This window comes from Candidatus Macondimonas diazotrophica (assembly GCF_004684205.1).
GTDB lineage: Bacteria > Pseudomonadota > Gammaproteobacteria > UBA5335 > UBA5335 > Macondimonas > Macondimonas diazotrophica.
The window spans coordinates 53,420-73,383 of sequence record NZ_SRIO01000012.1 but is presented as its reverse complement, the minus strand read 5'-3'; the positions used below and the strand labels follow the sequence as shown (position 1 = coordinate 73,383).

Below are 19,964 nucleotides of genomic sequence, written 5' to 3'. Positions count from 1 at the left end.
ATGAGTGGATTGCAGGGATTGATCTTCATCGCTGGACTCGTCGTGTTGGCTGGGGTCTATGCCCACTGGCGCTGGACACAGTCCCGCAAGACCAACCGTGAGGACGATGCGCACCGGCACGAGCCGGCCTGGGAAGAGGACGGGAGCTGGGAGAATGACGCCGATGAGGTGGAATCGGCCGAGATTCCCGAGATGTGGGCGGATCGCGCAGAGCTGGATGAGCCGGAAGAGGCGGTCGCAAGCGAGCCCGATCGGGAGCCGGCGCCCCAGGTCGAAGCGGCTGCGGGCCGGAGTGCATTGGCGGCTCCGGTGTTGGAACCTGCACCGCGCTCGCCCGCTCGCCGCGAAACCCGCCATGCCGGCCGGGTACTGGTGTTTTATGTCATGGCGCGGGATCCGGCCGGGTTTTCCGGTACGGATCTGGACCGGGCCTTTCGCGAGCTGCGTCTGGTTCCGGGCGAGCGCGACATCTTCTATTGCCTGTCCGAGCAAGACGCCCGCACGGTGTATTGCGTGGCCAATGCGGTGGAGCCCGGCAATTTCGATCTGTCGGCCCTGGATCAGTTGCGCACGCCCGGCCTGACCGTCTTTGCGGTGTTGCCCGGCCCCTGGACCGCGCGGGATATCTTGGCCGCAATGCACCGTGCAGCGCTGAGCCTGGCCGATCGCCTGGGCGGCGAGGTGCTCGACGCGCGCCGCGCGCCGCTGACGGCGATGAGCTTCCAAAGCCTGCTGGATGAGCTGCCGGCGGAGACATGAGGGGGGCTTCCGATCGCGCCGAGGCGCAGGCCGAGATCACCCGTCTGCGCGCGGCGATCCGCTACCACGATCATTGTTACTACGTCCTCGATCACCCCGAAATCTCCGATGCCGAATACGACGGGCTGATGCGCCGGCTGCAGGCGCTGGAAGCCCAATGGCCCACGCTGATCGACCCGGACTCACCCACTCAGCGCGTCGGTGGCGCGCCCTCGCCCGCGTTCCTCAGCGTGACCCATCGCGAGCCGATGCTGTCGCTGGAAAACGCCTTCCAGGACGGTGAAGTGGAGGCATTCGACCGCCGGGTGCGTGAGCGCCTGGGTCTGGACGGTCTCGTCACCTACTGCGCAGAGCCCAAACTCGACGGGTTGGCGGTGAGCCTGCTGTATGAAGACGGCCGGCTGGTGCGAGGTGCCACCCGCGGGGATGGCTATACCGGAGAGGACGTCACGGCCAACCTGCGAACCGTGCCCAGCGTGCCGCTGCGCCTGAACGGGTCGGGATGGCCGCGTGAATTGGAGGTGCGCGGCGAAGTCTATATGCCGCGCGCCGGTTTCGACGCCATGAATGCGCGCCTGCGCGCGGCGGATGAGCGCGTGTTCGCCAATCCGCGTAATGCGGCCGCCGGCAGTCTGCGCCAGCTCGACGCACGGGTGAGTGCGCGCCGGCCGCTGCGCTGGTTTGCCTACGCCTTGGGCGCCGGGGCCTCGGATGCCAGGCTGCCCGATACCCATTTCGATCGTCTGGCCTGCCTGCGCGACTGGGGTTTGCCGGTCTGTACCCTCAATGAACGGGTGCATGGCGTGACGGGTCTGCTGGATTACTACCATCGCATGCAGGCGCGGCGGGACTCGCTCGATTTCGAGATCGACGGGGTCGTCTACAAGGTCGATGACCTCGATGCCCAGCGCAGACTCGGTTTCGTCTCACGGGCGCCGCGCTGGGCCTTGGCGCACAAATATCCAGCCGAGGAGGCGACCACACAGATTCAGGCCGTGGCATTCCAGGTCGGGCGCACCGGCGCCGTGACGCCGGTTGCGCGGCTCGCCCCGGTCGTGGTGGGCGGGGTCACGGTGAGCAATGTCAGCCTGCACAATTTCGACGAGCTGCAGCGCAAGGATGTTCGCATCGGCGATACCGTGGTCATCCGTCGTGCGGGCGATGTGATCCCCGAAGTGGTCCGGGTGCTGACCGAAGCGCGTCCGGCCGATGCCGTCGCGGTGACTCTCCCCACGCATTGCCCGGAGTGCGGCGCCGCCGTGGTGCGCCCCGAAGGCGAGGTCATTGCGCGTTGCAGCGGCCAGCTCACCTGCCCTGCACAGCGCAAGGAAGCACTGCGCCATTTCGCTTCGCGCCGGGCCATGGATATCGAGGGCCTGGGCGAGAAACTGGTCGATCAGTTGGTCGAAGCGGGCCGCGTCCATGATCCGGCCGACCTGTACGGCCTGAGCGCCGAGGACATCGCCAGCCTGCCGCGTCAGGGCGAAAAGTCAGCGGCCAATCTGGTGGCCGCCATTGATCGATCCCGCGCCACGACACTGTCGCGGTTCCTGTATGCCCTGGGCGTTCCGGAGGTCGGGGAGGCCACCGCCCGAAGCCTGGCGCTTCATTTCGGCGATCTCGAGCCGCTGATGGCGGCGGACGAGGGAGCCCTGCAGGCGGTTCCGGATGTCGGGCCGGTCGTCAGTGCCCAGATCGCGGCGTTTTTCCGCGAGCCGCATAACCGCGAGGTGATCGAGCGGCTGCGCGCGGCGGGCGTTCACTGGGCGCCGGTGGCTGCTCCGGCGCCGGACCCAGCAGCGCAGGCCAGCCCTTTGCGGGGCAAGCGGGTGGTGTTGACGGGCACCCTGGCGGGCTTTACCCGGGAAGCGGCCACGGCCGAGATTCAGGCGCGTGGCGGGACCGTGAGCGGCAGCGTGTCGGCACGGACCGACTATGTCGTGGCCGGTGACGATCCGGGCAGCAAGCTCGACAAGGCGCGCGCCCTGGGCGTTGCGGTGCTCGACGAGGCGGCTTTCCAGGCGCTCCTGAACGAAGGCTGACGCGCCTCCGGACAACGTCCCGGACCGGCGCTTACCACATCAGGTCGTCGGGAACCGGGTAGTCGGCATAGGGATCGTCTGCCGTCGGGGGCGATTCCGGCGGGGCGGTATCCAGCGTCACGACCCGCGCCGGATCACGCTGAGCGATTTTTTCGGCGATCGGTGGTGGGACCACCTCGAAGCGCTCGCCCATGCGCACCAGGATCAGCCGGCCCGCCATCAGCTGCTCGCGCTGGCCTTGCTCCAGATAGAGCTTGCGGATCTTGCCGCCATCGAGGAACTGGTAGGGGATGTCAGCCTTGCTGCGGTCGAGTTTGTGCGCCAGGATCAGCTGGCGGATCTCGGCTGCCTTGGCTTTGCGTTCCTGGGCGGCCTTGCGCTCCAGATTGCGCGCCCGATCGCGTGCCACTTTCTCCCGTTGAGCCTTTTCGGCCGCCGACTCCGCCGCGTTGGGGCGTTGATCACGCCGTTTTTCCTTGGCGGCTTTCTTGAGCTGGTCCGGCTTGATCAGACCGGCCTTGAGCATTTGTTCCTGCAGCAGATTCGCCATGGATGTCATTCCTCTTCGCTGGAGGTCAGGTGCGCCGGGCGCGATGCAGGCTGAATAGCCCGAAGGTAGCCAGCAGGGCTGCGGTCAGCAAGGCCGGAGGGCCTGCGAACGCGTGTGTGCCCCCGGCCACGCCGCCGATGAAGCCGGCGAGTAGCAAGAGTGTACCGCCGAATCCGGTCCAGGCGCCGCTGCGCCGGCCGGGCAGCCGCTGTTCGACACGATATAGCTGTTGCGACAGCGCCTCTTGCCGGGCAGGGAGCTCGGTAACGGCCTGCAGGGCATGGTCGAGGGTGAGCGGCAACAGCGGCAGGCGCTGGGCGAGATCGGGCAGGCGTTCCTTGAATTCGCGGTAGATGCCGCGGGGACCGAGCTGCTCGCGCATCCAGCGCTCCATGAAGGGCTTGGCCGTACTCCACAGGTCGAGATCCGGATAGAGCTGGCGGCCCAGTCCTTCGATCTGGACGAGGGTTTTCTGCAGCAATACCAGCTGGGGTTGCACTTCCATGTCGAAGCGCCGCGCGATCTCGAACAGCCGCAACAGCAGCTGATCGAGATGGATGTCCTTGAAGGGGCGGAACAGGATCGGCTCGCACAGTGTCCGGATCACCGATTCGAGATCCTCGACGCAGGTATCGGGTCGAACCCAGCCGGAGGCGACATGCAGCTCGGCCACGCGCCGGTAGTCGCCGTTGAAAAAGGCATAGATGTTATGGGCGATGTAGCGCTGGTCTTCGCGGCCCAGGGTACCGACGATGCCGAAATCCACCGCGAGGTAACCCGGCCGTTGGGGGTCGCGGGTGTCCACGAAGATATTGCCGGCGTGCATGTCGGCGTGGAAGAAGTTGTGCCGGAACACCTGGGTGAAAAAGATCTCCACGCCGCGTTCGGCTAGAAAGCGGAAATTGACGCCGCGGGCCTTGAGTGCGGCAATGTCGCTGATCGGGATGCCATGGATGCGCTCCATCACCAGCACATGCCGGCGCGTCCATTCCCAATGCACCAGAGGAACATAGAGGATCGGCCGATCCTCGAAATTGCGTCGGGTCTGCGCCGCATTGGCCCCTTCGCGCACCAGGTCGAGCTCATCGAGAATGGTCTTTTCGTAGTCGGCAATGACCTCGCGGGCGTGGAGACGCCGGCCATCGGGAACGAAGCGTTCGATGAAATTGGCCAGCAGATACATCACCCGCAGATCCTGACGAATCCGGTCCTCGACACCGGGCCGCAGCAGCTTCACCACCACCTGGCGGCCATCCTTCAGCCGTGCGGCGTGGACTTGGGCAATGGAAGCCGCCGCCAGCGGGGTCTCGGAAAACTCGTCGAATATCCGTTCGACGGGCGCCCCATAGGTTTCCTCCAGAATGCGCCGGGCGATGGTGCCGGGGAACGGTGGCACACGATCCTGCAGCCGAGCAAGCTCATCGGCGACATCCAGGGGCAGCAAGTCGCGGCGCGTGGCCAGGGCCTGACCCAGCTTGATCGCCACGGGTCCGAGTTCCTCCAGGGCCAGACGCAGTCGCATGCCCAGGGGACGGTCCTCGCGGCGCCAGTGCCATGGCAGGACATAGCGAATCCATCCGAACGGCTGCAGGGGTGGCCAGCGGAACAGCGTATCGTCCAGGCGATAGCGCAGCACCACCCGGGTGGCTTGCAGAATGCGCAGCGTGGCTCGGAACATGCAGCGTCCTTACGGGGCGGGGTCAGAGGGCGTCGTCTCGTCCTGCAGCCGCGCCACGCGCGCGGCGAGTCGTGCGACATCGTCGCGCAGGCGATCGACTTCGTCCATCCAGGCGGTGACTTCGGGACGGTCCGGCAGAAGGTCGGTCTCGTAGCGCAGATACTCGCTGGTGTCCTGACCCAGGCTGAGCAGGCTGCGCCGGATCCAGGTTCCGGCGCGGCGCAGACCGGTGCCCACCGTATGGGCCAGGGCATCGCCAAAGGCTGACGACAGCAGCGATTCCAGATCGGGACGGGCGAGGACAATCAACTGCGAAAACCCCTCGGCGATCTCGATGTCGCCCTCCAGAGCGACACCCTCGGGTAATCGGCCGGTGTTGGCGCCCGCCAGACGCGAAAGACTGGCCAGGCTGCCGGACAGGGTGGCCTGGGCGGGTTCGTCGGATTGCGCCAGGACCTGCAGCCCGCTGCGATGTGCGAGCAGGTAGAGCGATCGATTCAGATCCCGGGCCTGCAGGGCCAGCATCCGGCCCTGCAGGCGTTCAAGCAGGCGTTCGGCCGCGGGACTGCCGCGCAGCCTGTAATTCAACCCCTGCTCCAGCAGGGCCAGTGGCAAGGTGTCATTGATGGCCATGGTCAGGTCCGGAATCCCCGATGGACGGCAACGATGCCCCCCGTGAGATTGAAATACTGGCAGTGTGCGAAGCCGGCTTCCACCATCATCGATTTCAAGGTGTCCTGATCGGGATGCATGCGAATGCTTTCAGCCAGATAGCGGTAGCTGTCGGCATCCCCCGCGACCATTCGGCCCAGACGCGGCAGGATATTGAAGGAGTACCAGTCATAGGCCGGCTTGAGGGGCGCCAGGCGCGGCTGCGAAAACTCGAGCACCAGCGCCCGGCCGCCGGGGCGCAACACACGCACCATTTCGCGCAGTGCGGTGGCCTTGTCGGTGACGTTGCGCAGGCCGAAGCCGATGGTGATGCAGTCGACGGAGGCATCGGGAAAGGGGAGAGCCTCGGCATTGGCCTGGACGTACATCAGGTTGCCGGCATGGCCGGCGTCCACCTGCCGCTCGCGGCCGCGCCAGAGCATGGCGGCGTTGATGTCGCTCAGGACCACCCAGCCGTCGCGGCCGACCTTCGGCAGGAAGGCGCCGGCCAGATCGCCCGTTCCCCCGGCCAGATCCAGCACGCGTTCGCCGGGGCGGATACCGGCCAGGGCGACCGTGAAGCGCTTCCAGACCCGGTGCAGCCCCATCGACATGAGGTCATTCATCAGGTCATAGCGTGTGGCCACCGAGTCGAACACGCCGCGGACCCGCTGCTGCTTGTCCTCGCGGCGCACTCGCTCGAAGCCGAAGTCGGTATCGTCGCCGGGTGGCTGGTCCGGAGTCATGGGCGATGTCCTCAAGGTTGCGGTTTGCGAACGTAGCCGGCCGCCTGCAGTCGGGCCAGGTAGGCGTCCCAGTTGGTCGATTGCGCCTTGCCCAAGGCGTAGAGCTGGGCGAAGGTGTAGATGCCGCTGTCGTGGCCATCATCGAACACGAGGCGTACCGCGTAATGGCCGGTGGGCTCGATCGCGCGGATGTTGACGCTTTCCTTGCCGGCCACCAGCAGCCCCGGCCCGGCGCCATGGCCGCGCACTTCGGCGGACGGCGAGAAGACCCGCAGGTATTCGCAGGGCAGCTGAAACACCTCGCCGTTGTCGAAGGTTGCCTCCAGGACCCGAGAGGCGCGATGCAGGGTCAAGGCGGTCAGGCGTGGGGTGTCGGCGGTGTCCATGGCATCCTCCCTCAGAGGATATAGCGACTGAGGTCTTCGTCCCGCGCTACTTCAGCCAAATGGCGTTCCACATAGGCGGCGTCGACAAACACGGCCGTACCGGCGTGATCGGGTGCGTCATAGGAAATCGATTCCAGCAATCGCTCCAATACCGTATGCAGCCGGCGGGCGCCGATGTTCTCCGTGCGTTCGTTCACCTCAAAGGCGACTTCGGCCAGACGGCGGATACCGGTCGGATCGAATTCCAGCTTCACGCCTTCGGTCGCGAGCAGGGCCTGGTACTGGCGCGTGAGCGCGGCATCGGGCTCGGTGAGAATGCGTTCGAAATCCTCCACCTCGAGGGATTGCAGTTCCACCCGGATGGGCAGGCGGCCCTGCAGTTCGGGGATGAGGTCGGAAGGCTTCGCGACGTGGAAGGCACCCGAGGCGATGAACAGGATGTGATCGGTGCGCAGCGTGCCGTACTTGGTGCTGACCGTGCTGCCTTCCACCAGTGGTAGCAGATCGCGCTGCACGCCTTCGCGCGAGACATCGGCGCCGGAGGTGTGGTCGGCGCGCCGGCACACCTTGTCGATTTCATCGATGAACACGATGCCGTTTTCCTCGGCGTGGCGCACGGCTTGCTGCTTGATGTCTTCCTCGTTGACCAGGCGCGCCGCTTCTTCTTCGGTCAGCGCGGCCAGCGCCTCCTTCACCGTCAGGCGCCGCTGCCGGCTTTGCAGATTGCCGGCCAGGTTCTGGAACATCGACTGCAGCTGGCTGGTCATCTCCTCCATGCCGGGCGGTGCCATGATTTCCATGCCCACGGACGGCGCGCGGACCTCGATTTCGATTTCGCGGTCGTCGAGCGTGCCTTCGCGCAGCATCTTGCGCATCTTCTGGCGGGTATCGCTCTGATCCTTGCCGCTTGCGGCCATTCCGCGCGAGACGCCGAGCAGGGCATCGAGAATGCGTTCCTCGGCCGCATCCTCGGCCGTCATCCGTACCCCTGCGATTGCTCGTTCACGCGTCATCTTGAAAGACATTTCCACCAGGTCGCGGATGATGGTGTCGACGTCTCGCCCCACATACCCCACTTCGGTGAACTTGGTTGCCTCGACCTTGACGAAGGGTGCCCGGGCCAACTTGGCCAGGCGCCGTGCGATTTCGGTCTTGCCGACGCCGGTCGGACCGATCATGAGAATGTTCTTGGGGGTGATCTCGTGGGACAAGGGCGCAGGCACCTGCTGGCGCCGCCAGCGATTGCGCAGCGCGATGGCCACGGCGCGCTTGGCGGCCTGCTGGCCAACGATGTGCTTGTCCAGTTCCTCGGTGATTTCCCGCGGGGTCATCTGGGACATGGAATCGTTCCTCGCCCGACGCCTCAGGCGTCCAGGGCTTCGATGGTGAGCTGGTGGTTGGTATAAACGCAGATGTCGCCGGCGATATGCAGGCTTTTCTCCACGATATCGCGGGCCGGCAGTGTCGTCTCGGTCACGAGGGCACGTGCGGCGGCGAGAGCGTAGTTGCCGCCCGATCCGATGGCCATGATGGCATCGGGGGGCTCGATGACATCGCCGTTGCCGGTGATGATCAAGGAGGCCTGGGCGTCGGCGACGCACATCAAGGCTTCCAGCCGGCGCAGCATCCGGTCGGTGCGCCAGTCCTTGGCGAGTTCCACGGCGGCGCGTGTGAGGTGGCCGCTGTGGGCCTCGAGTTTGGCCTCGAAGCGTTCGAACAGGGTGAAGGCATCTGCCGTGCCACCGGCGAAACCGGCCAGAACGCGTTCTCGGTAGAGCCGGCGAACCTTGCGCGCGTTGGCTTTCATGACGGTGTCGCCCATCGAGACCTGGCCATCGCCGCCCATGGCCACTCGGCCATCGCGGCGTACCGAAAGAATGGTGGTGCCGTGGAACTGCTGCATCGCGCCTCGTCCTGATGCGCCGGCTGGCGGCGGAAAGTCAAAGAAGCGATTCTACTGCATGCCGTCCGGCTTGGGGCGCCGCCGATGGGCGCGCGGGTGCGCGCGATCATAGCCTTGCGCCAGATGCTGGAAATCCAGATGGGTATAGATCTGCGTGGTGGAAAGACGCTGATGGCCGAGCAGCTCCTGGACCGCCCGCAGGTCGCCGCTGGATTCAAGCAGATGGGTGGCGAAGGCGTGGCGCAGCAGGTGGGGATGGACATGCTGGGGCAAGCCCTGCGTGATGGCGCGTTGGGCCAGGATGCGCTGCACGCTGCGCGGACCGAGCCGTGCACCGCGATGATTGACGAAGACCGCGCGCTCCCCGGCGCGCGCCAGTTGCGGGCGCCGGCCGAGCCAAGCCTCGAGGGCCTCGCAGGCCTTGCGGCCGACCGGAACCTGCCGCATCCGACTTCCCTTGCCCATGACCCGAACCTCGGCCGTCGCCAGATCCAGATCGGTGAGATCGAGCCCCACCAGTTCGCTGAGGCGCAGGCCGCTGGAGTAGAGCAGTTCACACAACGCGCGATCACGCCACTGCAGTGGGGTCTGCGGTCGATCTTCCATCAGCCGGTTGGCGCTGTCCGGATCGAGCAGCGCGGGAAGTGACTGGGCGCGGCGTGGGGCGCGCAAGTGCTGGGCCGGATTGTGACCGATCCGGCCGGTTTGGCGCAGGTGGCGATAGAAGCTGCGAACGGCCGACAAGCGCCGCGCCAAGGTGCGGGGATTGAGGCCCCGAGTGTATCCCTCGGCCAGCCATTGCTGCAGGGGTGGCGCGCTGTCGGGCCAGCTCTCGAGTTGTTGCGCTGCGCACCAGTCCCGAAGCGCGCCGAGGTCGCGGCGATAGGCTGCGAGAGTGTGCGCCGAATGCCGCTGACCGCGCTCCAGTCCGGTCAGAAACCCCTCGAGATCGTCATTCATGACGGGCTGTCGGCTTCCAAAGCCGCTCCGGCCAGATCGCCCAGGCGTCGCAGCACGGCTGTGCCCATGTGCAAGTGAAAGCGATGTGGGTCCTGGCTGCCGATGAGGAGCACGCCGGTGCCTTTCGGGAGCGGAATCAGCGCGGCCGAGGCGGGCGGCGGGTGGGGTGCGCGGAACATCCATCCGGCCAGTGCGGCCTCCAGCGGGCCGCAGCGCGGTTCCCCGGTCGCCGGCGGACCGGGCCACTCTTCCAGCGCCAGGCAAAGCGGGTCGAGGTGTGTGTGCTGCAGAGCCGGATGGGCGGCGGGCATAGCCAGGCGCACCATGTCGGCATGGAAATGGCGCACCATCGCCTCCACCAGCTGGCCCAGGCGGGTCTTGAGGTCGGGGATCCGCAGCAGCGTCAGCGCCAGCTCGTGGGTCTTGTCCAGCAGGGCCTCGTTCTGGCGTGCGTGGCGCAACAGTTCGTCCAGCGTGCCTTCCAGCCGCAGATTGCGTTCGCGCAGCACCTGGACCTGCCGTTCAATCAGCGAGGCGGCTTTGGGTCCAGCGCCGTGGGGGATCACCAGATCGGCCAGGATGTCGGGATGCTGGTCGAGCAGCGTGGGGTGGGCACGCAGGTAGGCCAGCACGCGATCGCGCTCTTCCTGATCAGCCGGCGGAAGCGGCGGCATGGCCATCAGCCCGGCGGATGGGGCAGATGCCCGTCGAAGACCCGCACCGCTGGGCCTGTCATCCAGACGGGTTCGCCCGCTCCTGCCCATCGGATCTGCAGTCGTCCGCCCGGCAGGTCGACCTTGACCTCCGGTGCGAGCTGGCCCCACAGCCGGCCGACGACCATCGCGGCGCAGGCGCCGCTGCCACAGGCCAGAGTCTCGCCGCTGCCGCGCTCGTAGACCCGCAGGCGAATATGATCCGGCGCCACGTGTTCCATGAAGCCGACGTTCACGCCTTCGGGAAAATCCGGTAACGACTGGATGGCTGGTCCGGTTTGCGCGACCGTCGCGGTGGCCACCGAATCGACCGCCAGCACGGCATGCGGATTGCCTAGCGACACGGCCCCGATGGTCCACTGTTCGTCGGGACCGATCCGGTAATGTGTGGCCTGCGCTGCGGCACGCAGCGGAATCTGCTCGGGATCGAAGCGTGGGATGCCCATGTTCACGCGCACTGCATCGTCGCCTTCCAGATAAAGCCGCAGCAGACCCGAAGCGGTTTCCACCGCGATCTCACGTCGGTCGGTGAGGCCTTCCTCGACAACGAAGCGGGCAAAGCACCGCGCGCCGTTGCCGCACTGGCTCACCTCGCCCCCGTCGGCATTGAAGATTCGGTAGCGGAAATCGGCATCGGGATGCCGAGCACTCTCCACCACCAGAATCTGGTCGCAACCGACCCCGAAATGGCGGTCGGCCAGCCAGCGTGCCTGCTCCGGTCGAAGTTCGACGGGTTGGCGTACAGCATCGATGACGATGAAGTCATTGCCCAGCCCGTGCATCTTGGTGAATCGCCATCCCATGGTGGTTAGCTTACCTGTGTGGTGGGTGTGCGCAACCGATCCTCGAACAACGGCCGCATCAGCTCGTCGAGTTCACCGCGTGCGGCCACGCCGGGCAATCCCATGCCCGGGGCGTAATCCAGAATATGCTGGAGATCCTGGATACGGTAGCCGTTCTCGACCAGGGCCAGCCGCTCGAGGCCGATGAGTGCCGGGTGAATCTCGCCGCAGGCGCGAGCCAGTGCGGTCAGTTCCCGGCGCAGGCCGATGAGGTAATTGGCGGTCCGTACGGATTTGAGGGCCGGGTCCAGACCGCGTGTCCGCCAGGGGGTATGGGTGGTGATTCCGGTCGGGCAGCGTCCCGTGTGGCATTTCTGAGACTGGATGCAGCCGATGGCGAGCAGCGCTTCCCGGCCCACGTTGATCAGGTCGCAGCCCATGGCGAGCCCCCACAGCGCGGCATCCGGTAACCCGAGCCGGGCCGAGCCGATGAAGGTCACCCGACTGGTCAGGCCATGCTGGTGGAAGATCTTGTAGACCAGTGGAAATGCCGCCTTGAACGGCAGCGCGACGCGATCGGTGAATACCAGCGGGGCGGCTCCGGTGCCCCCTTCGCCGCCGTCCACGGTGATGAAATCGACGCCGCGCTGGCCCGACGCCATGAGCGAGGCGAGCGTTTCCCAGAAATCCGGATCGCCGACGGCGGATTTGATACCGACCGGCAAGCCGGTGGCGTCAGCCAGATGCTCGACAAAATCGAGCAGTGTATCGATATCACTGAAAGCGCCATGGCGGGCCGGGCTTTTGCAGTCGATGCCCGGCCGGATCCCGCGCGTCGAGGCGATCTCCGGGGTGACCTTCACGCCTGGCAGCAGTCCGCCGAGGCCCGGCTTGGCGCCTTGACTGAGTTTGATCTCGAGTGCCCGCACCGGCGCGCCGCTGTCCAGCGTGCGCTGAAGCGCCGCGAGGCTGAAGGCGCCGTGTTCGTCGCGGCATCCGAAGTAGCCCGTCCCGATCTGGAAGACGATGTCCGCGCCGTTGTGATGATAGGGGCTGAGTCCACCTTCCCCGGTGTTGTGCAGGCAGCCGGCCAGATGGGCGCCGCGATTCAGGGCTTCGACCGCTACGCCGCTCAGCGCACCGAAGCTCATCCCCGAGACATTCACGATCGACGCCGGACGGAAGGCGTGGCGGCGCTCCCTCGCCGCGCCCATGACCTTGGCGGAGGGTAGCGGATAGCCGGCTTGATCCACGGCGTCGCCGGGATGGAACTGGGCCAGGGGAAAGGTGTGGTGTCGAATGACGAGCGCGCCCTCGCTGTGTTCGAGGTCCTGGTCGGTGCCGAAGGCGAATTGATTGTTCTGGCGCTTGGCGGTGGCATAGACCCAGCGCCGCTGATTTCGGCTGAACGGGCGCTCCTCGTCATTGCTGGTGACGATGTACTGACGCAACTCCGGACCAAAGCTTTCGAGCAGGTAACGGAAATGCCCGACCAAGGGATAGATGCGCAAAATGGCATGTCGTCGCTGGATGATGTCGCGCACCGCCAATGCGGCGAGGGCGATGCCGAAACCCACGGTGAGCCAGATGCCAATGGCCATGATGATCCCGTCTCCGCTGATGGTGTATCCCGCCCAAACTGCAGGGCTGTTGGCATTGTTTTGCACGGCTCAGGGACTGCGGTCTTGTCCAGGCCCCTCCCTTTGTCGCGGGATGAGGCCTATCATACGCCCCTACATGTCACGTACCTGCCGACAATTTTCTTTCCTGCGCTCCTGGACGGTTCCATGAAGACGCCGCATCTGCCGTCTCTTCCGGCTTTGCCCGCCTCGATCACCAAGACACCGGGATTGGCGCCGCTTGCGGCGCTGGGTGTGGTGTATGGCGACATCGGGACGAGCCCCTTGTATGCCCTGCGCGAATGTTTTTCGCCGCATTTCGGGGTTTCTTTAACCGCAGCGCATGTGCTGGGTGTCCTGTCGCTCATCTTTTGGGCGCTTATTCTGATTGTCTCCCTGAAGTATCAGGTCCTGGTGCTGCGTGCAGACAACCGTGGCGAGGGCGGAATTCTGGCCTTGCTTGCGTTGCTCAATCCTTGGCGGACGCTGGGGCAGGGCCGAACGGCGGCCTGGGTGATGGCCCTTGGCGTGTTCGGAGCGGCGCTACTGTACTGCGACGGCATGATCACGCCGGCCATCTCGGTGCTGAGCGCCGTGGAAGGCCTCAAGATCGCAACGCCGGCCGCCGGGCCGTTCGTGGTGCCCCTGACCTTGGTCATTCTCGCGATCCTGTTCGCACTGCAGCGGTTCGGAACCGCCCGGGTGGGCACCGTCTTCGGGCCGGTGATGTTGCTGTGGTTCGCCACGCTGGCCATTCTCGGCCTCAAGGGAATCAGCCACAATCCCGGGGTTCTGGTCGCACTCAATCCCTGGTATGGCCTGAATTTCCTGCTCAGCGAGGGCAAGACCGCCCTGCTGGTGCTCGGCGGCGTCTTCTTGGTGGTGACCGGCGCCGAGGCACTCTACGCCGATCTGGGTCACTTCGGGCGCCGACCCATTCGCCAGGCCTGGTTTGTGCTGGTGTTGCCGGCGCTGGTGCTGAACTATCTCGGGCAGGGCGCGCTGGTGCTGGCGGATCCGGCCGCGATCGAGAATCCGTTTTACGCCCTGGCACCACGCTGGGCGCTCTATCCGCTTGTAGCGTTGGCGACCCTGGCCACGGTCATCGCATCCCAGGCGCTGATTTCCGGCGTGTTTTCGCTGGTGCGGCAGTCCATCCAGCTGGGTGTGATGCCGCGGATGCGCATTGTCCAGACCTCCCCTTCGGAAATCGGTCAAATCTACGCGCCCGCAGCGAACTTCGCCCTCATGCTGGCCTGTATGGCCCTGGTTCTGGCGTTTCGCACCTCAGGGAATCTGGCAGCAGCTTATGGTGTCGCCATTACCATCACCATGCTGATCACCTCGGGATTGATCTACTTCACCATGCGGCGGGTCTGGCTCTGGTCGGGACCGGTTTCGGGGTTGATCGCCGGCGCCTTGATCTTCATCGAGCTGCCGTTTCTGCTGGCCAATCTGCACAAGCTGCATGAAGGCGGCTGGGTGACCCTAGGTGCTGCGGGCGTGCTGTTTTTTATCATGCGCACCTGGGATGAAGGCCGGCGCAACCTGATCACCCGGCTGCGCGCCGAATCCGAGCCGCTCGATACGCTGTTCGACCGCCTCGATCATCACAAGCCGGTTCGGCTGCCGGGAACGGCGATTTTCCTGACTGCGCCCCGGCTGGGCGCACCGCCGTCGCTGCAGTATCTGCTGAAGCACACCCATGCCCTGCATGAGCGCGTGATCCTGCTGACCGTGTTGATCGAGGAAACCCCGCGGGTGCCCCCGGGCCAGCGCATCGAGTGGACTCCGCTGGGTCATGGCTTCGACCGGCTGCTGATTCATTACGGTTTCATGCAGAGTCCGGACCTGCCTGCCGCTTTGGCGCAGGCGCGGCGGGCGGGACTGTCCATCGACCTGTCGGAGACCACCTTTTTCATCGGCCGGGAAACGCTGGTCATCGACCGCAACATTTCCTGGTATCAGCGCTTGCGTGAGCGGATCTACGCCTTCATGTTCCGCAACAGCATGCGGGCCATCGATTTCTACAAGATTCCGCCTGAGCGGGCGGTCGAGATCGGGATCTGGGTCGCGGCCGAACCGCCCGAGATGCGCACCGCCTGATCCACTCGTTCGCGCCCAGGAGAGCAGGACATGCAGACGCCCAAGCGACTTGCCGACTATACCCCACCGCCGCTGGAGCTCCGGTCCATCCACCTGACGATCCGCTTTGCCGAACAGGTGGAGGTGATCGGCGAGCTGGCGGTCGCCCCGCGCCCGGGCCGGTCGCCGGATTCCGTTCTGGTGCTGGACGCCGAGGACCTGGAAGTGCTGGAGGTCGCGGTCGACGGCCGCGTGCTGTCACCGCAGGACTACCGCTACGACGGGGCTCATCTGGAGATTCCCTGGCCCGAGACCAGCGTCCGTACCCGTGTGCGCATCGATCCGGATCGCAACACGCGCCTGGAGGGACTGTTTCCCTGCGGCGGCGGTTATTTCACCCAGTGCGAGGCCGAAGGCTTTCGCCGCATCACGCCGTATCTGGACCGGCCGGATGTGCTGGCGCCCTTCGAGGTGACGTTGCACGCCGACCGGCAGCGCTTTCCCATCCTGCTCGCCAACGGCAACTGCGTCGAGACCGGCATCGAGGGCGATCGGCATTGGGCGCGTTGGGTCGATCCCTACCCCAAGCCGGCCTACCTGTTCGCGGTGGTTGCCGCCGATCTGGCCTGCGTCGAGGATCGGTTCGTCACCGCCTCGGGGCGCGAGGTGGCGCTGGCCTGCTATGTGGCCCACGGTCTCGAGGACCGCTGCGGCCATGCGCTGGATTCGCTCAAGGCCGCGATGCGCTGGGACGAGGAAAACTACGGGCGGGAATACGATCTGGACCGTTACATGATCGTGGCGGTATCCGATTTCAACATGGGCGCCATGGAGAACAAGGGGCTCAACATCTTCAACAGCCAGTTCGTGTTGGCGCGGCCCGATACGGCCACGGACGACGATTATCACCACATCGCCTCGGTGGTCGCGCACGAGTATTTCCACAACTGGACGGGCAACCGCATCACCTGCCGCGACTGGTTTCAGCTCAGCCTGAAAGAAGGACTGACGGTGTTTCGCGATCAGTGTTTTTCTGCCGATCAGCCCGGCGGCGCCGTGCAGCGAATTCGCGATGTGGCGCGGCTGAAGGCGATGCAGTTTCGGGAGGATGCCGGGCCGTTGGCTCACCCGGTGCGGCCCGAAAGCTATCTCGAGATCAACAATTTCTACACCGCCACCGTCTACGAGAAAGGCGCCGAGGTGGTGCGGATGATGGCCAACACCCTGGGGCCGGCGGCCTTTCGCCGCGGGATGGACCGATATTTCGATCGCCATGACGGACAGGCGGTGACGGTCGAGGATTTCGTCGACGCGCTCGGCACGGACAGCGGGCAGGATCTGTCCGATTTTCTCATCTGGTACCGCCAGGCCGGCACGCCGCGTCTGGCCGTCCGGGGCGTTCACGATCCGGCCAATCGCACCTACACCCTGGAATTTTGCCAGCATACCCCACCCACCCCCGGACAGCCGGACAAGCAGCCCGTGCCGATTCCGGTGAGACTGGCGCTGCTCGACGCCTCGGGCGAACCGTTACCGCTACGCTTGAGTGGTGAGGATCGCGCCAACGGCCATGAGCGGGTGCTGGTGGTTCGCGAGGCTACGACCCGCTTCTGCTTCGAGGATGTCGCCGTGCCACCGGTGCCGTCGTTGCTGCGGGGATTTTCCGCGCCAGTGCACTTGGCCGACGATCTGACCCTGGCCGACCGGTTGCATCTGCTGCGACATGATCGCGATCCCATGGTGCGCTGGCAGGCGGCCCAGCAGGTCTGGATCGCCGCCCTGCAGCAAGCGATGACCTCCACCGCATCGGCGGGCCTTGCGCCGGCGGCGATTGCCGGATTCGCCAGTGTGCTGGACGATGCCGCGCTCGACCCGACGCTGGCTGCCGAGCTGCTGGCGCTGCCGGCGTATGAGACCCTGCTGGATGCCTTCGCCCCGGCCGACCCCTACCGTCTCGAATCGCTGCGCCAGCAGTTGCGCAGCCAGCTGGCCCGGGAACTGGAGTCACGCTGGGCCGCGCGCTATGCCGCTCTGGCGGGACGCGACGATCCCGCAGCACGGGCCCTGCGCAATCGCTGCCTGCAATTTCTGATGGCCGATGGTCTGGAAGTGTCCTACCGCGGCCTCTGCCGACGCCAGTTCGACGAAGCCGGAACCATGACCGAGCGCCTGACCGCACTGGCTCTGCTGGTCGATCATGGCGGCGAAGATGCCGAGTCAGCACTGGCGGCGTTTCACGAGCGCCACGCCCACGACGATCTGGTGCTGGACAAGTGGTTCCGCATTCAGGCCCAGGCGCGTCACGGCGCGGCCCTGGCTCGGCTGGATGCCCTCATGGCGCATCCCGCTTTCCGGTTGACGCAGCCCAACAAGGTGCGTGCCGTGGTGGGGGCGTTCGCTCATGGCAATCCGCTGCATTTCCATGCGCCGGACGGGAGTGGGTACGCGTGGGTTGCCGACCGGATTGCGGCGCTGGTTTCGCTCAATCCGCAGCTGGCGGCGCGGCTGGCCGGCGTATTCGCCGGTTGGCGTGATCTGACGCCGCCTTCCCGGGACCTCATGCGGGCGCAACTCGTGCGGCTGGCCGACCTCCCCGGGTTGCCGCCGGATCTGATCGAGGTGCTGGGCAAGGCGCTGGCCGACAACTGACCGACGCCGGGTGACAAGAGGGGATCAGCGCTCGCTGGTGCCGGTTATCCGGAAATCGGCGGGCTGAAGCAGTGGTTGTGCCGCGGCCAGGATCAGGCTCGCCCAAAGCCGCCGCAACTCGATCTGGGCCGGCAAGGGGCGGGACAGCAGCAGCACTTGGCGATGGCCTTGAACCGGGTCCGCCAGGATGCGTTCGAATCGATCGACGCCCGCCTGTTCGAGTCGCGCCATCACACCGGGCAGCGTTTCCGGTCCGGTGAGCGAGGTAATGTCCGACCAGCCTGGCGCACCACATTCAGTCGGCAGATCGGGCGGAAGATGGGTCTGGTAGTGATCCAGCTCGCCGGTTGCAGAGAGGCTCCAGAAGAGGGCGCTGCGCGCACCGAGGTCGGCCTGCAGGATGCCCACCCATGCATTCGGAGCGAGTCGGAGCTGGAGGGTTTCAAGGACGATTCTCGCCGCAACATCCGGCTGCGGCTGGCTCTGCAGCTGCTGGAGGACCCGATTCAGGCCTCGGAAGAGGTCATTTGCAAGCCGGGAATCGTCGGTTTGCACCGGCGGTTCCAGCACGGCAGCAATCGCTTGAATATGATGGTCATGGCCCCGAACCGGAAGCACGCACAGGCTCCCGAGCGGCGATTCGCTCCCGCTTCGGCCGGTAAGCGCAATGGCGATGCACCCGTCGGCCTTGAGCGCGGGTTGCAGAAACTCCCGCTGCGCGGTCGGGCTCAGCGGATGTCCGTCCTGAAAGCGGCCATAGCGATCGATGAGCTGACGCATCTCCGGCCCGGTGCCTGTCCGCGCAGCTTGGTTGCTCCATAGACACAGGCCTTGGTTTGTCCAGAGCCAGAGCGGCCGAGGCAACGATTCGAGGAGTTGCAGCTCCAGCTCGCCCCGCATGCCGGTATCCTCGGCGGCTGCTTCGCGCGGACGGCAGCTCAGCAAATCGTGTACCGAGCGGCCGAGCAGGAAGCGACGGACCAGAAAAACGAGCGGGACGATCGTCTTGTCCGAGCCCTCGGTCCGGGTTTCGATTCGGGTTTCGATTCGAGCCGTTCGCGGATGCCGGGGGTCCATCTCCTTGATCTGTCCGAGCAGGTCGGGCAGATCCTGAACTGGAATGTGAGCGAGCAGATCGTATCCCTGGAGCGCGCGTGGATCCGGTTGATCGAACAGCGTAGAAAAAGCGGGATTGCAGGCAAGGACTTTTCCCTTGCGCGCCAAGGCAAGCGGGGCGGGTGCCTGTTCGAGCAGGAGGCGTAGCACGGTTTCGCGCCGACGGCTTGCCATGTTCTGGCGGACCAGCCAGAAGGTCCAGAACAGTGTTGCGAATAGAATGAACAGGCTGTTGTTCAGGGTCCGCAGCACGGGCAGCATGACTGGATCGGGCGCGGCGATGCGCAACAGGCTTTCACTGAAGTTCAGCCAGCCGAGACTGAGGCCGACGAACAGCAGCGGCAGACTCAACAGGCCAAGCCATCGAGAGATCGGCCGACGCGGGAGCAACTGTTGGGGGGCCGGATCGGGCGTGCGCATTGAAGGTCTCGTCGCGGGGAGCTTGATCGATGGCCGATCCCTGGCCCACCAGCAGCCGGGCAGTCCCGTTGCTCGATGCAGAGCTGCTATTGTAACAGAGCCATGGGGCGGGCTGGGCGCGTCTCCCGCCGGCGTGAGCAGGGGATGTCACGGAAGTGTCATCCCGCGTTGATGTAATACGAACGCTTTTTGGACGCAGTGGATGGATTTCCATGGAAAACAAGACCGTTCTGATCGTGGACGATGAGAAGGCCGTTCGTCAGATGGTGGCTTTTTCGCTGTCACGGGAAGGGTTCACCGTTCTTGAAGCGGGGGATGCAACCGAAGCCCGTGCTCAGGTCGCCGATGGACGACCGCAAGTGATCTTGCTCGACTGGATGCTGCCGGGGATGTCTGGGCTTGAATTCGCCCGCACGCTGCGCAAGGACAGCCTGGCCCGGGAAATCCCGATCATCATGCTGACTGCCCGCACCGAGGAAGACGATAAGATCCGGGGCCTCAATGTCGGTGCTGACGATTATGTGACCAAGCCGTTTTCGCCGCGCGAGCTGATTGCCCGAATCCACGCGGTGATTCGCCGGAGCATCAACAGCAGCAACGAGGAAATTCTCGAAGCGGCAGGGATGCGGCTCGATGTCACGAGCCATCGGGTAGCGATCGGGGACGAGAAGGTGAGCCTGGGGCCAACCGAGTTCCGCCTGCTGCATTTCTTCATGGGACATCCGGATCGGGTATACAGCCGCAGCCAACTGCTGGATCGCGTCTGGGGACCCAGCGTGTACGTGGAGGAACGCACCGTGGATGTCCACATCCGGCGACTGCGCAAGGTGCTCGAAAGTCATGGCGTCGCGCATCTGGTACAGACCGTGCGAGGGGCGGGATACCGTTTTTCTGTACAGGGTTGA

At 65.5% G+C, this 19,964-nt stretch carries 17 protein-coding genes; 5 read left to right on the top strand and 12 right to left on the bottom strand.

Translation table 11 applies throughout. From position 1 onward, the window contains the following. A complete protein-coding gene (locus E4680_RS09815; protein WP_135282234.1) occupies positions 1-759 on the top strand; it encodes a cell division protein ZipA in 759 nt (252 codons plus the stop codon). After that, positions 756-2,801, top strand: a complete 2,046-nt coding sequence (gene ligA, locus E4680_RS09810; protein ID WP_135282233.1) for an NAD-dependent DNA ligase LigA — start codon at positions 756-758, stop codon at positions 2,799-2,801. The genes E4680_RS09815 and ligA overlap by 4 nt, the downstream gene beginning before the upstream one ends. A gap of 31 nt (positions 2,802-2,832) precedes the next feature. On the opposite strand, the gene E4680_RS09805 is transcribed toward ligA, so the two are convergent. Genes E4680_RS09805 through E4680_RS09755 form a run of 11 tightly spaced genes read right to left on the bottom strand, consistent with a single transcriptional unit; the run spans position 2,833 to position 12,771 of the window. Further along, complete coding sequence (locus E4680_RS09805) at positions 2,833-3,351, bottom strand: DUF2058 domain-containing protein (protein ID WP_167792470.1); 519 nt, start codon at positions 3,349-3,351, stop codon at positions 2,833-2,835. A 25-nt stretch (positions 3,352-3,376) separates the two neighbouring features. Continuing rightward, positions 3,377-5,029 carry a ubiquinone biosynthesis regulatory protein kinase UbiB gene (gene ubiB, locus E4680_RS09800; protein ID WP_135282231.1) on the bottom strand — a complete coding sequence of 551 codons (1,653 nt, stop codon included), beginning with the start codon at positions 5,027-5,029 and terminating at the stop codon, positions 3,377-3,379. Positions 5,030-5,038: 9 nt separating this feature from the next. Then, positions 5,039-5,662: a ubiquinone biosynthesis accessory factor UbiJ gene (locus E4680_RS09795; RefSeq protein ID WP_135282230.1), complete on the bottom strand. Its 624-nt coding sequence runs from the start codon at positions 5,660-5,662 to the stop codon at positions 5,039-5,041. A gap of 2 nt (positions 5,663-5,664) precedes the next feature. Continuing rightward, entirely contained in the window at positions 5,665-6,426 is a 762-nt protein-coding gene (gene ubiE, locus E4680_RS09790) for a bifunctional demethylmenaquinone methyltransferase/2-methoxy-6-polyprenyl-1,4-benzoquinol methylase UbiE (RefSeq protein WP_135282229.1), read from the bottom strand. A gap of 11 nt (positions 6,427-6,437) precedes the next feature. Then, a complete protein-coding gene (locus E4680_RS09785) occupies positions 6,438-6,812 on the bottom strand; it encodes a gamma-butyrobetaine hydroxylase family protein (RefSeq protein ID WP_135282228.1) in 375 nt (124 codons plus the stop codon). Positions 6,813-6,823: 11 nt separating this feature from the next. Next, complete coding sequence (gene hslU, locus E4680_RS09780; RefSeq protein WP_135282227.1) at positions 6,824-8,152, bottom strand: ATP-dependent protease ATPase subunit HslU; 1,329 nt, start codon at positions 8,150-8,152, stop codon at positions 6,824-6,826. A gap of 23 nt (positions 8,153-8,175) precedes the next feature. After that, positions 8,176-8,715 (bottom strand): ATP-dependent protease subunit HslV, encoded by a 540-nt coding sequence (hslV, locus tag E4680_RS09775; RefSeq protein WP_135282226.1) that lies wholly within the window; start codon positions 8,713-8,715, stop codon positions 8,176-8,178. Positions 8,716-8,766: 51 nt separating this feature from the next. Further along, on the bottom strand, positions 8,767-9,675 hold the full coding sequence (xerC, locus tag E4680_RS09770; protein WP_135282225.1) for a tyrosine recombinase XerC: 909 nt from the start codon (positions 9,673-9,675) through the stop codon (positions 8,767-8,769). Continuing rightward, positions 9,672-10,349 carry a DUF484 family protein gene (locus E4680_RS09765; protein ID WP_167792469.1) on the bottom strand — a complete coding sequence of 226 codons (678 nt, stop codon included), beginning with the start codon at positions 10,347-10,349 and terminating at the stop codon, positions 9,672-9,674. Before E4680_RS09765 ends, xerC begins: the two co-directional genes overlap by 4 nt. 5 nt (positions 10,350-10,354) lie before the next feature. Then, positions 10,355-11,191, bottom strand: coding sequence for a diaminopimelate epimerase (gene dapF, locus E4680_RS09760; protein WP_135282223.1), 837 nt, complete (start codon positions 11,189-11,191; stop codon positions 10,355-10,357). A 5-nt stretch (positions 11,192-11,196) separates the two neighbouring features. After that, the gene (locus tag E4680_RS09755) at positions 11,197-12,771 is read right to left on the bottom strand and encodes an FMN-binding glutamate synthase family protein (protein ID WP_135282222.1); all 1,575 of its coding nucleotides are present in this window, start codon (positions 12,769-12,771) and stop codon (positions 11,197-11,199) included. 186 nt (positions 12,772-12,957) lie between these two features. Here E4680_RS09755 and E4680_RS09750 point away from each other — a divergent pair, with 186 nt between their 5' ends. Further along, the gene (locus E4680_RS09750) at positions 12,958-14,895 is read left to right on the top strand and encodes a potassium transporter Kup (RefSeq protein ID WP_135282221.1); all 1,938 of its coding nucleotides are present in this window, start codon (positions 12,958-12,960) and stop codon (positions 14,893-14,895) included. 30 nt (positions 14,896-14,925) lie between these two features. Further along, positions 14,926-17,523, top strand: coding sequence for an aminopeptidase N (gene pepN, locus E4680_RS09745; protein WP_135282220.1), 2,598 nt, complete (start codon positions 14,926-14,928; stop codon positions 17,521-17,523). Positions 17,524-17,547: 24 nt separating this feature from the next. Here the strand turns inward: pepN and E4680_RS09740 are convergent, their stop codons facing one another. Then, entirely contained in the window at positions 17,548-19,059 is a 1,512-nt protein-coding gene (locus tag E4680_RS09740) for a PAS domain-containing protein (RefSeq protein WP_135282219.1), read from the bottom strand. A 212-nt stretch (positions 19,060-19,271) separates the two neighbouring features. Here E4680_RS09740 and phoB point away from each other — a divergent pair, with 212 nt between their 5' ends. Then, positions 19,272-19,964, top strand: coding sequence for a phosphate regulon transcriptional regulator PhoB (gene phoB, locus E4680_RS09735; RefSeq protein ID WP_135282218.1), 693 nt, complete (start codon positions 19,272-19,274; stop codon positions 19,962-19,964).

Excerpts from the sequence above, each read along its gene's own strand:
- E4680_RS09815 (WP_135282234.1), top strand. The coding sequence starts at position 1 with ATGAGTGGATTGCAGGGATTGATCTTCATCGCTGGACTCGTCGTGTTG.
- ligA (WP_135282233.1), top strand. The coding sequence starts at position 756 with ATGAGGGGGGCTTCCGATCGCGCCGAGGCGCAGGCCGAGATCACCCGT.
- E4680_RS09805 (WP_167792470.1), bottom strand. The coding sequence starts at position 3,351 with ATGGCGAATCTGCTGCAGGAACAAATGCTCAAGGCCGGTCTGATCAAG.
- ubiB (WP_135282231.1), bottom strand. The coding sequence starts at position 5,029 with ATGTTCCGAGCCACGCTGCGCATTCTGCAAGCCACCCGGGTGGTGCTG.
- E4680_RS09795 (WP_135282230.1), bottom strand. The coding sequence starts at position 5,662 with ATGGCCATCAATGACACCTTGCCACTGGCCCTGCTGGAGCAGGGGTTG.
- ubiE (WP_135282229.1), bottom strand. The coding sequence starts at position 6,426 with ATGACTCCGGACCAGCCACCCGGCGACGATACCGACTTCGGCTTCGAG.
- E4680_RS09785 (WP_135282228.1), bottom strand. The coding sequence starts at position 6,812 with ATGGACACCGCCGACACCCCACGCCTGACCGCCTTGACCCTGCATCGC.
- hslU (WP_135282227.1), bottom strand. The coding sequence starts at position 8,152 with ATGTCCCAGATGACCCCGCGGGAAATCACCGAGGAACTGGACAAGCAC.
- hslV (WP_135282226.1), bottom strand. The coding sequence starts at position 8,715 with ATGCAGCAGTTCCACGGCACCACCATTCTTTCGGTACGCCGCGATGGC.
- xerC (WP_135282225.1), bottom strand. The coding sequence starts at position 9,675 with ATGAATGACGATCTCGAGGGGTTTCTGACCGGACTGGAGCGCGGTCAG.
- E4680_RS09765 (WP_167792469.1), bottom strand. The coding sequence starts at position 10,349 with ATGCCGCCGCTTCCGCCGGCTGATCAGGAAGAGCGCGATCGCGTGCTG.
- dapF (WP_135282223.1), bottom strand. The coding sequence starts at position 11,191 with ATGGGATGGCGATTCACCAAGATGCACGGGCTGGGCAATGACTTCATC.
- E4680_RS09755 (WP_135282222.1), bottom strand. The coding sequence starts at position 12,771 with ATGGCCATTGGCATCTGGCTCACCGTGGGTTTCGGCATCGCCCTCGCC.
- E4680_RS09750 (WP_135282221.1), top strand. The coding sequence starts at position 12,958 with ATGAAGACGCCGCATCTGCCGTCTCTTCCGGCTTTGCCCGCCTCGATC.
- pepN (WP_135282220.1), top strand. The coding sequence starts at position 14,926 with ATGCAGACGCCCAAGCGACTTGCCGACTATACCCCACCGCCGCTGGAG.
- E4680_RS09740 (WP_135282219.1), bottom strand. The coding sequence starts at position 19,059 with ATGCGCACGCCCGATCCGGCCCCCCAACAGTTGCTCCCGCGTCGGCCG.
- phoB (WP_135282218.1), top strand. The coding sequence starts at position 19,272 with ATGGAAAACAAGACCGTTCTGATCGTGGACGATGAGAAGGCCGTTCGT.